Origin of the sequence: Streptomyces sp. UNOB3_S3 (assembly GCF_020740895.1) — a bacterium.
GTDB lineage: Bacteria > Actinomycetota > Actinomycetes > Streptomycetales > Streptomycetaceae > Streptomyces.
This window is the reverse complement of record NZ_JAILXP010000255.1, coordinates 1-10682: the sequence shown is the minus strand read 5'-3', so window position 1 is coordinate 10682 and position 10682 is coordinate 1. Positions and strand designations below refer to the sequence as shown.

9 protein-coding genes, 1 tRNA gene and 2 pseudogenes are annotated in these 10682 nt (G+C 71.1%); 8 read left to right on the top strand and 4 right to left on the bottom strand.

Going from position 1 to position 10682, the window contains the following annotated elements; genetic code table 11:
* Together K6I33_RS24405 and K6I33_RS24400 are read right to left on the bottom strand one after the other, a co-directional pair.
* A pseudogene (locus K6I33_RS24405) lies at positions 1-1332 on the bottom strand (hypothetical protein); the annotation flags it as partial.
* The gene (locus K6I33_RS24400; RefSeq protein ID WP_229356667.1) at positions 1326-2318 is read right to left on the bottom strand and encodes an SMI1/KNR4 family protein; all 993 of its coding nucleotides are present in this window, start codon (positions 2316-2318) and stop codon (positions 1326-1328) included. The gene K6I33_RS24400 and the pseudogene K6I33_RS24405, both read right to left, overlap by 7 nt.
* A 332-nt stretch (positions 2319-2650) precedes the next feature.
* Between K6I33_RS24400 and K6I33_RS24395 the strand changes: the two genes are divergently transcribed.
* Positions 2651-3181 (top strand): YwqJ-related putative deaminase, encoded by a 531-nt coding sequence (locus tag K6I33_RS24395; RefSeq protein ID WP_229356666.1) that lies wholly within the window; start codon positions 2651-2653, stop codon positions 3179-3181.
* A 9-nt stretch (positions 3182-3190) separates the two neighbouring features.
* Positions 3191-3697: an SUKH-3 domain-containing protein gene (locus K6I33_RS24390; RefSeq protein WP_229356665.1), complete on the top strand. Its 507-nt coding sequence runs from the start codon at positions 3191-3193 to the stop codon at positions 3695-3697.
* A gap of 25 nt (positions 3698-3722) precedes the next feature.
* Here the strand turns inward: K6I33_RS24390 and K6I33_RS24385 are convergent, their stop codons facing one another.
* Positions 3723-5132 (bottom strand): sensor histidine kinase, encoded by a 1410-nt coding sequence (locus K6I33_RS24385; RefSeq protein WP_229356664.1) that lies wholly within the window; start codon positions 5130-5132, stop codon positions 3723-3725.
* Between the two features lie 156 nt (positions 5133-5288).
* Here K6I33_RS24385 and K6I33_RS24380 point away from each other — a divergent pair, with 156 nt between their 5' ends.
* The 6 genes and pseudogenes from K6I33_RS24380 to pth all read left to right on the top strand — a co-directional run bounded on the left by K6I33_RS24380 (position 5289) and on the right by pth (position 9894).
* Complete coding sequence (locus tag K6I33_RS24380) at positions 5289-5969, top strand: hypothetical protein (RefSeq protein ID WP_229356663.1); 681 nt, start codon at positions 5289-5291, stop codon at positions 5967-5969.
* A gap of 28 nt (positions 5970-5997) precedes the next feature.
* A tRNA-Gln gene (locus K6I33_RS24375) sits at positions 5998-6070 on the top strand.
* Positions 6071-6187: 117 nt separating this feature from the next.
* A complete protein-coding gene (glmU, locus tag K6I33_RS24370; protein WP_308297286.1) occupies positions 6188-7645 on the top strand; it encodes a bifunctional UDP-N-acetylglucosamine diphosphorylase/glucosamine-1-phosphate N-acetyltransferase GlmU in 1458 nt (485 codons plus the stop codon).
* A gap of 73 nt (positions 7646-7718) precedes the next feature.
* A complete protein-coding gene (locus tag K6I33_RS24365; protein WP_229356662.1) occupies positions 7719-8696 on the top strand; it encodes a ribose-phosphate diphosphokinase in 978 nt (325 codons plus the stop codon).
* Positions 8697-8915: 219 nt separating this feature from the next.
* A pseudogene (locus tag K6I33_RS24360) lies at positions 8916-9197 on the top strand (50S ribosomal protein L25); the annotation flags it as partial.
* A 106-nt stretch (positions 9198-9303) separates the two neighbouring features.
* Positions 9304-9894 carry an aminoacyl-tRNA hydrolase gene (gene pth, locus K6I33_RS24355; RefSeq protein WP_229356661.1) on the top strand — a complete coding sequence of 197 codons (591 nt, stop codon included), beginning with the start codon at positions 9304-9306 and terminating at the stop codon, positions 9892-9894.
* Positions 9895-9943: 49 nt separating this feature from the next.
* On the opposite strand, the gene K6I33_RS24350 is transcribed toward pth, so the two are convergent.
* Positions 9944-10682: phosphoenolpyruvate carboxylase (locus K6I33_RS24350; protein WP_229356660.1), on the bottom strand; the 739-nt coding region annotated here is incomplete at its 5' end.

Below are 10682 nucleotides of genomic sequence, written 5' to 3'. Positions count from 1 at the left end.
ACCGGGGGCCGAAGGCATTCCCGGCCGGCCGGGGGCACCCGGCGCCGGCGGCACACCCGGCTGACCAGGCGCACCCGGCACACCCTGTGCGGGCACGGGCGGGACACCGGGCCGGCCCGGGAAGCCCGGGGTCTGCGGAGCACCGGGCTGCCCGGCAGCGGAAGCCGGCGGCATCCCCGGCGGAACCGGCGCACCCGGCACCGGCGGCACGCCGGGCCGACCGGGGGCCCCGGGCGCCTGCGCACCCGGCACGCCGGGCTGAGCGGGCACGCCCGGAACCGGCGGCATCCCCGGCTGACCCGGAACACCCGACACCGGCGCGGCCGGGGCCTGCCCCGGCGCGGCACCCGGCACCGGCGGCACGCCGGGCTGGCCCGGCGCACCGGATACCGGCGGCATCCCCGGCGCGTCCAGGCCGTCGATCGCCGGGGCGATCGACGTGCGCGGCAGGGCGCTGCCCTGCGGGAGGAGCTCGGTCTTGGCCTCCGGGCGCGTGCTCGGCGGCGGGGTGTCGTCGAAGTCCGAGCCCGAGAGGGCGGGAGCCAGGACCGTGGCGGGCAGGCCGACGGAAAGGTCGTCGTCCTCGTCGTCCGGGCGGACGTCCGCCCCCGCCCACGGCTCGGCCGCACCCGGCGCCGCCGTGGCGGCCTCCGCCGGAGCCGGAGCCGACGCCGGAGCCGGAGCCTTGACCAGATCGGGCCCGGCCGCGGGCGCGGCCGCAGGCTCAGGTGCGGTCACCGGCTCGGGCACGAGCTCGGGCTCGGGCTCGGGCTCGGGCTCGGGCTCAGGCTCGGGCTCGGGCTCGGGCTCAAGCGCGCGCTCAGGTGCGGGCACGGGCTCGGCCTTGCGCTCCGGCTCGGCCTCCGGCCGCGCGGGCGCGGGCGCGGGCGCCGCCGCCTGCGACCCCGTCCTCCGGTCCGGAATCCCCATCGCGTCCGCCGCGTCCTGGAGCCACTGCGGCGGGCTCAGCAGGAACGACGTCGCCTCCAGGTCGAGCCGCCGCGGCGCGGCGTCACCCGCCCCCGACGCAGGCTGTTCCTCCACCGTCCCGTACTCCTCCTCGTACCGCCGGATCACCTCGCCCACCGGCAGCGCGGGCCACAACGTCGTCTCACCGCTGTCCCGCGCGATGACCAGCCGCACCCGGCCGCCGTCACCCCGGGGACCTCCCCCAGAGCTCAACGCCTGGGAGGTACCCCCATCGCGGTCCTCGGCCCAGCAGACGAAGCCCATGTCGAACTCCCGGACCTTCACCTCCCGTTGGAGATAGGCCGGCACATCACCGTTGACCCAGCGCTCCGCGCGCTCCTGCGCCTGCGCGAACGTCACCATTGCGCCGATCGTCCCTCCACCGGGACGGCGTGCGCGAAGCCGCCGTCCACCATCAGGTTCGCCACCGTCTCCAGCTCCGGCGGACCACCCGCCAGCCGCGACAGGAACTCGTCGAAGTCCTCGCCGCAGGGCAGCAGCAGCCGCTCCACCCGGTCCTGCACCGTCCACCCGTCACGGTCGCGCGCGTCGTCGTACGGGCAGAACCAGACCGAACCGATCGCCTCGCCCCTGACCTTCACCGCCAGGACACCGCCCTGCACGAAGGCGACGCCCAGGTAGTCCTTCGTGAAGTGGTCGCGCAGACACTTGTTGACGTACACGAGGTCGTTGACGGCCGCCTCGTCACGGACCGTGAAGAACGGCTGGTCCAGCACGAGCCCCAGCTCGGCGTCGAGCGCCGCGCCCACCGGCGCACAGCCGCCCGCCGCCTTCAGGAACGCCCGGTACGCGCCGGGCAGCCGGTAACCGAGGTCCTCCTCGACACCCTGGACCTGCTCCTCCGTCACCGCCAGATCCCGCTGCGGCAGCGCGAAGTGCACCGGACGGGTCTCCTGCAGCGGACGCGTACCCCGCTTCTCCTGGTCGACCGCGGCCGTCGCCAGCCCGCCGTGATGCCGCAGCAGCGCCTTGACCTCCACGGGGACCAGCTCCAGCCGGCGGGTCCCGGCGACGTGGTGCCAGGTCCAGCCGTGCGGCGTGGCCACCGGCGACAGACTGGCCCACAGCTCATGGCCCTCGGCGTGCTGCGCGGCGTTGGCCGACACGTAGTCGGTCAGCCGCAGCTCGTCCACGCCGAAGCCCTCCGGCGGCTCGGCGATCTCCGCGGCCGCCCGGGCGTACGGCGAGAAGTCCGGGAAACCGTCGTCGTCGACGCGCACACCCTTGGGGTAACGGCTGCGACGCACCGGATCCGGGAAGTGCACGACCTGCCCGGCATAGGCCGCGTTCGGTGGCGCGGCCTGCTGCCCGAGCCGACCTGTCGTCATGGCGAAAGCCCCCTGCTGAACTGTGTCTCCCCCAGGGCCTTGCGAACCCCCGCGGGACTGCTGAACACCCCGGCCATGCGGCGGACGCCGGGAACACTCGTGCCCGACAGCCTATGCGCTGCCGCAAGAAGGACCCCGCGCCCGAAGCCGCACCCGTATGCGAATGCGTACGAACCCCGTGCGACGACGACCGGGCCGCGACGACTCGTGACCTCACGGTGACCATTCGACACACCAGACCCGCACAACACGGACCTGACTTCCACACCCGCCGCCCCGTTTGGCAGTCTGATCCCCGCAACAGGGGGATTGCACGGGAGGGAAGAACCGCCATGCACACGACACAAGAACGGCACACCGACGCGAGCGCCCCGGGCGACCCCCGGCTCACCTGGAGCTCCACCGAGGACGCCGAGCGGCCGCCCGCCCTGCTGCACCGCCGCGACGGCTTCCTGCCCGCCGTGGCCGCCGCCCTGTCCGTCCGCGGCGAGACACTCACCTGCACCGCGGCCAAATCCGACCAACCGCCCAGACTCCACCCCCTCGTCCAGGACTTCCTCGACACCCTCACCCACGAACGCCGCGAACGCTTCACCGGCCGCTGCCCCGAAGCCGTACTCCTCACCCGCTACCTCAGCGCCCACGAAGCCGGCCGCAGCAAACGCGCCGCCCGCAAACCCCTCACCCACGGCGAAGCACGCCGCGCCCTCAAGCAGGCCAAGGTGACCGCCCGCCACATCCGCGAGGACGGCGACCCGCGCCACGGAAGCTACGCCCCGCCCTGCCGCTCCTGCACCGAGCTCCTGGCCCACTTCGGCGTACGGGCCGTCGACCCCGCCGCCCCGACCAACGGCAGGAGCTGACCACCCGCCATGCGCGCATTCGACCGCACCGCAGCCACCCGGTTCCCCGTCGCCATCGACGCCGCCCTGCGCGAAGCCGGCTGGCAACCGGGCCGCTGGGACATCAAGGCCGCCGAGAACTGGGCCGACGCCCTGCGCGCCCACGTCTCCCCCGCCGGACACCGCCACACGGTCTTCCCCGCCGCCGTCGAGGCCTGGGCGGAATTCGGCGGACTGCACATCACCGGCCCCGGACCGGGCCGCCACATCGCCCCCACGCCCTTCCACATCGACCCCCTGCACGGCCTCCACCTCGCCCGCACCGTCGCCGACCTCGGCCGCGCGCTCGGCACCGAGGTCTGCCCCCTCGGCCAGGAACTCGACGGCCAGGCCCTCCTCGCCATCGACGCCCACGGCCGCGTCTACAGCCTTGACCACACCGGCGACTGGTACCTCGGTTCCGACATCGACCACGCGATCGGAACCCTCGTGACGGGCGTACGACCCTCACGCCTGTCGGCGGCCGCCCCCCACTGACGCCCGCGCGGGGCATAGCCCAGGGCTACGCCGCCGCCGCATCCGGAATGACCGCCGACACCCGGAAACCCCCCGCGTCCGTCGGCCCCGACACGAACACCCCGCCCAACGCGGTCACCCGCTCCCGCATGCCCACCAGACCGTTGCCACCACTCGGCAGCCCCGCGTCCGTACCGGCACCGTCGGACGGACCGTTCTCCACCTGCAAGGCCACCTCCGCGTCCCGGTGCGCCAGCCGCACCACCGCCTTGGCACCCGGAGCGTGCTTGTGGACGTTCGTCAGGGCCTCCTGCACCACCCGGTACGCGGTCCGCTCCACGCCCGGCGCGTACGAACGCCCCTCGCCCTCCACGGACAGCTCCACGGCCATCCCCGCCTCCCGGGACTGACCCACCAGATCCTCCAGCCCCTCCAGCGTCGGCCCACCGTCCACGACAGCCGCCACCGGAACACCGAGGACACCCTGGGCACCCGGGACACCCGGCACCACCGAGGACACCGGCACACCCGACGCCGCCCGCGCCCGGGCCGAAGCGGCCACCGCCACCTCCGCCAACCGCTGGGGCTCCGCCTCCCCCGGCCGCTCGGCGACCGGCGTCCCGCCCTGCGACGTCCGCAGCACGCCCAGCATCTCCCGCAGCTCCGTCAGCGCCTGCCGCCCCATGTCACCCACCAGCCCCGCGTTCCGCGAAGCCTTCTCCGGATCCTTCAGAGCCACCGCCTGCAACGCCGCCGCGTGCACCACCATCAACGAAACCCGGTGCGCCACCACGTCGTGCATCTCCCGGGCGATCCGGGTCCGCTCCTCGTTACGGGCCCACACGGCCCGCTCCTCCGCCCGCTCGGCCAGCAGCGACAGCTCCCGCTCCAGACCGTCCGCCCGCTCCCGCAGACTCTCCACCAGCCGGCGTCTGGCCCCCACGTACAACCCCATCAGCACCGGGGGCGCGGTCAGCCCCAACGCCAGCAACAGGGAGATCGCCAGCATCGACCACCAGCCGGGGTGGTAACCGTCCTGCGCCATGTCCTGATGGAACCGGGCCACCGCCACGACCAGCGTGCCCAGCAACGACGCCGCCGACAGCACCACGATGATCCGCCGCGGCACCTCCGAGGCCGCCAGCGAATAGAGACCCACGATCCCGAGGAGGAAACCCATCTCGGCCGGGGTCGTCGCTATGGAGATCAGCACCACGGCGACCGGCCAGCGCCGCCGCACCACCAGAGCGGCCCCCACGGGCACGCCTATCAGCCCCCCGAGCACAGCGGGCATCCCCACCTCGTGCGCGAAGGAAACACCCTCCAGCAGACACTCCAGAGCCGACACCAGAGCCAGCGCCACATCCAGCACCATGCTCCGCCGCCGCGCCCACCACCACGGCCCCGAGGGCGCGCCCCGCGCGCCCTCTTCCACGATTGCCCCCGTTGCGGTCATACCACCCAGACTACGGGCGGGCGCCATCGGTTTTCCCGTACGCGCGGCAGCACGGAGCGAATCCGAACGGGGGCGAAAGCTGCATGTTTCGCCCGAACTGTTGAATCGATCGCGGATTCGAAGATTCCGCCCGGGCCAGGCGCGGACGCTGGCGTCATGGTTCCACCGAAGACGGACATGCAGGCCCGCGCCCGCGAGCTACGGCTGGCCGGGAAGACGTACGACGAGATCGTCGCCGAGCTGGGCGTGGCGAAGAGCTCGGTGTCGCTGTGGGTGCGGGATCCGCCGAAGCCGCGGAAGACGGCCGAGCAGATGCATGAGATGCGGGAGGCCCGCTGGGCGCCGCACAGACGGGCTCAGGCGATCAAGCGGATCGAGACGAAGCTGGAGGCGGCGCACGAGATCGGCCGGATGACCAATCGCGAGCTGTTCCTGGTCGGGGTCGGGCTCTACTGGTCGGAAGGCTCGAAAAGCAAGCCGCACCGGCTCTACGAGCGCGCCACATTCATCAACAGCGATCCCGACATGATCCAGGTCTATCTGGCGTGGCTGGCACTGCTCGGCGTACACCCGGACCGGATTCAGTACCGCGTGATGATCCACGAGAACGCCGATATCGCCAGATCCGAGAAGTTCTGGGCGGACCTGGTCGGCATCGATACCACCGCTCTCAAAAAGACGACCCTCAAGAAGCACAATCCGAAAACGGTCCGCAAGAACGTGGGCGAGGGCTACCACGGCTGCCTGGTCGTCGTCGTCCTGAGAAGCGCCGATCTGTACCGTCGCATCGAAGGCTGGTGGTACGGCATAGTGGTGGGGGCCAAAGCGACGATCTAGAGATCGTCCCTTTTGGCCTGGTTTGCCATCCCCTGTAGTGTAATTGGCAGCACGGCACCCTTTGGAGGTGTTCGGTCTAGGTTCGAGTCCTAGCGGGGGAGCTCAAAGTTCGAATCATCGGGTCCTGACCTCCCAGGTCAGGACCCGCGCGCGTTTCGACCTTCTTACGCCCCGGTATCCTGCGGATGTCCACCCCCTCGAAGCCGAAGGGCACACCCGTGAGCGCCAACCGCCCGGCAGCCGTCGTCGTCCTCGCAGCGGGTGAGGGCACCCGCATGAAGTCCACGACCCCCAAGGTCCTCCACGCGATCTGCGGCCGCTCCCTCGTCGGGCACGTCGTCGCCGCCTCCCGTGAGCTCGACCCCGAGCACCTCGTCGTCATCGTCGGCCACGCCCGTGAGCAGGTCTCCGCGCACCTGGCCGAGATCGACCCCGAGGTCCGCACCGCCGTCCAGTACGAGCAGAACGGCACCGGCCACGCCGTGCGCATGGGTCTGGAGGAGCTGTCGAACAGCGGTATCGCCCTCGACGGCACCGTGGTCGTCGTCTGCGGCGACACCCCGCTCCTGACCGGCGGGACCCTGAAGCGCCTGTCGGACACCCACGCCGCCGACGGCAACGCCGTGACCGTGCTCACCGCCGAGGTGCCGGACTCGACCGGCTACGGCCGCATCGTGCGGGACGGGGCGACCGGCGCCGTGACCGCGATCGTCGAGCACAAGGACGCCACCGACGAGCAGCGCGCCATCCGTGAGATCAACTCCGGGGTGTTCGCGTTCGACGCCCAGCTGCTGACCGACGCGCTCGGCAAGGTCCGCACGGACAACAGCCAGGGCGAGGAGTACCTGACCGACGTCCTGGGGATCCTGCGCGAGGCCGGTCACCGGGTCGGTGCCGCCGTCGCGGGCGACCACCGGGAGATCCTGGGCATCAACAACCGCGTCCAGCTCGCCGAGGCCCGCAAGCTGCTGAACGAGCGGCTGCTGCACGACGCGATGATGAGCGGTGTGACGGTCGTGGACCCGGCCACCACGTGGGTCGATGTGACGGTGACCTTCGAGCCGGACTCGCTGGTGCAGCCGGGTACCCAGTTGCTGGGCGCCACCCACCTGGCCTCCGGTGCCGAGGTCGGCCCGAACACGCGGCTGACGGACACCGCGGTGGGCGCGGGCGCCCGGGTGGACAACACGGTCGCGGACTCCGCCGTCATCGGCGAGGGCGCGCTCGTGGGCCCGTACGCCTATCTGCGGCCGGGGACGAAGCTGGGCCGGAAGTCCAAGGCCGGTGCCTACGTCGAGATGAAGAACGCCGAGATCGGCGAGGGGACGAAGGTCCCGCATCTGTCGTATGTGGGCGACGCGACGATCGGCGAGCACACCAACATCGGCGCGGCGAGCGTCTTTGTGAACTACGACGGTGTGGCCAAGCACCACACCACGATCGGCTCGCACTGCCGGACCGGATCGGACAACATGTTTGTGGCTCCGGTCACGATCGGGGACGGCGCGTACACCGCCGCCGGCTCGGTCATCACCAAGGATGTGCCCCCGGGCTCGCTGGCCGTCGCCCGTGGCCAGCAGCGGAATATCGAGGGCTGGGTGGCCCGTAAGCGTCCCGGGAGCGCGGCCGCGCAGGCCGCTTCCGCGGCCCAGCGGGACACCGGCGACGAGCAGTGACCGTGACACCGGCACGCCGCGCGGGGCGTACCGTGATAAGCGCACACAAAGCGACATCCAAGGAGACTGTGCTGTGACCGGGATCAAGACGACCGGCGAGAAGAAGCTGATGCTCTTCTCCGGCCGCGCCCACCCCGAGCTTGCCGAGGAGGTCGCGCACCAGCTGGGCGTCGGCCTGGTCCCGACCAAGGCCTTCGACTTCGCGAACGGTGAGATCTACGTCCGCTTCCAGGAGTCGGCGCGTGGCGCGGACTGCTTCCTGATGCAGAGCCACACGGCTCCCATCAACAAGTGGGTGATGGAGCAGCTGATCATGATCGACGCGCTGAAGCGCGCGTCGGCCCGCAGCATCACCGTGATCCTGCCGTTCTACGGTTATGCCCGTCAGGACAAGAAGCACCGTGGTCGTGAGCCGATCTCGGCCCGTCTGATCGCGGACCTGATGAAGACGGCCGGCGCCGACCGGCTTCTCACGGTGGACCTCCACACCGACCAGATCCAGGGCTTCTTCGACGGTCCGGTGGACCACCTGTTCGCGCTGCCGATCCTGGCGGACTACGTGGGCGCCAAGGTCGACCGCGACAAGCTGACGGTCGTCTCCCCGGACGCCGGTCGCGTGCGCGTGGCCGACCGCTGGTGTGACCGTCTGGGTGCGCCGCTGGCGATCGTCCACAAGCGTCGTGACAAGGACGTCGCCAACCAGGTGACCGTCCACGAGGTCGTCGGTGACGTCAAGGGCCGCGTCTGTGTGCTCGTGGACGACATGATCGACACGGGTGGCACCATCTGCGCCGCGGCCGACGCGCTGTTCGCGCACGGTGCGGAGGACGTCATCGTGACGGCGACGCACGGTGTGCTGTCGGGTCCGGCCGCGGACCGGCTGAAGAACTCGAAGGTGAGCGAGTTCGTGTTCACCAACACCCTGCCGACCCCGAACGAGCTGGAGCTCGACAAGATCACGGTGCTGTCGATCGCGCCGACGATCGCTCGTGCCGTGCGTGAGGTCTTCGAGGACGGTTCGGTGACGAGCCTCTTCGACGAGCTGGGCTGAGCCGGGTCGATTGCTGTAACGATCATGCAGTCGCGGTGAGCGACCGCTGATCGATTTCTGAGCGGCCTCCCCCGCCGGGTAGACTCCTCGAGTTGCTCGGCGAGGGAGGCCGCACTGCGCTCAGCGGTGTGCGGCGGTCCGTTATCGACGCGCTCTTCGTAGCAGGCCTGTCGTGGGCCGGGTGACCGTCCACATCAGCTGTTACTCGAGGAGTGCACCATGGCCGAGATCAAGATCGCCGCCACCGTCCGCACCGACTTCGGCAAGGGCGCTGCCCGCCGCATCCGTCGCGCCGACCAGGTTCCCGCCGTCATCTACGGCCACGGTGCCGAGCCGGTCCACGTGTCCCTGCCGGGTCACGACCTGATGATGGCCCTGAAGAACCCGGGCGTCGTCCTCTCCCTGGAGCTCGAGGGCCGCAACGAGGTCGTCGTTCCCAAGCAGGTCCAGCGCGACCCGCTGAAGGGCTTCCTGGAGCACGTCGACCTGCTGGTCGTCAAGGCCTGAAGCTCGGCCTGAGCCACGCCCTGACGGGCTTTTCCTCCGACCGCCGTCCCACTCCCTCGCCGGAGCGGGGCGGCGGTTGGCGTATGAAGGAGACATGCAGATGACGGACGACTCCAGCCCCTGGCTGATCGTGGGCCTCGGCAATCCCGGCCCGGAGTACGCGGGCAACCGCCACAATGTGGGCTTCATGGTCGCGGACCTGCTGGCGGAGCGGATGGGCGGCAAGTTCAAGGCGCACAAGGCGCGGGCGCAGGTCGTCGAGGGCCGGGTGGGTCCGCCGGGGCCGGGGAGCCGGCGGGTGGTGATCGCCAAGCCGATGTCGTTCATGAATCTGTCGGGCGGTCCGACGACGGCGCTGCGCGACTTCTACAAGGTGCCGGTGGAGCGGATCATCGCGGTCCATGACGAGCTGGACATCGATTTCGGGCAGCTGCGGCTGAAGCTCGGTGGTGGTGACAACGGCCACAACGGTCTGAAGTCCATCACGAAGGCCATGGGCCCGGACTACTGCCGGGTGCGGTTCGGGATCGGCCGGCCGCCGGGGCGGATGCAGGTGGCGGACTTCGTCCTCAAGGATTTCTCGTCGGCCGAGCGCAAGGAGCTGGCCTTCGAGGTGGACCGTGCGGCGGACGCGGTGGAGACGCTGATCGTGGACGGTCTGGAGCGGGCGCAGACCACGTACAACTCCTGACCGCGTCTCCCAGGGGGCGGCCGCCCCCTGGGAGACCCCGTCTCCGGCCTCAGCCGGTGTTGCGGAGGCCGGCGGCGACGCCGTTGACGGTCAGGAGCAGGGCCCGGGCCAGGAGCGGGTCGGGGTCGGCGCCCTGTTCGGCGGCGCGGCGCTGCCGGTCCAGCAGGGTGACCTGGAGGTAGGAGATCGGGTCGAGGTAGGCGTCGCGGATGTGGAACGTCTGCCGCAGCACCGGGCTGGCCGCCAGCAGCTCGTCCTCCCCCGTGATGCGCAGGACTTCCCGCACCGTCAGCTCGTGCTCCGCCTTGATCGTGTCGAAGACGTGCTTGAGCTCGTCGGGTACGAGGGTGTCGACATAGTGCTGGGCGATGCGCAGGTCGGTCTTGGCGAGGGTCATCTCGACGTTGGACAGGAAGTTCTGGAAGAAGTGCCAGTGGCTGTGCATTTCGTCCAGGACGGTGTCCAGGCCCGCTTCGCGTGCGGCCTTGAGGCCGGAGCCGACGCCGAACCAGCCGGGGACGATCTGGCGGGACTGGGTCCAGCCGAAGACCCAGGGGATGGCCCGCAGTCCGTCGAGTCCCGCGCCGGAGTCGGGGCGCCGGGAGGGGCGTGAGCCGAGGTGGAGTTCGGCGAGCTGGTCGACGGGGGTGGAGGCGAAGAAGTAGGCGGGGAGGTCCTTGTCCTCGACGAGGCGCCGGTAGGCGGAGTGGGCGGCGTCGGAGACGGTGTCCATGGCCGCGTCCCAGCGGGCGAGGGCTTCGTCGGACTGGCGGGGGGCGGTGTGGAGG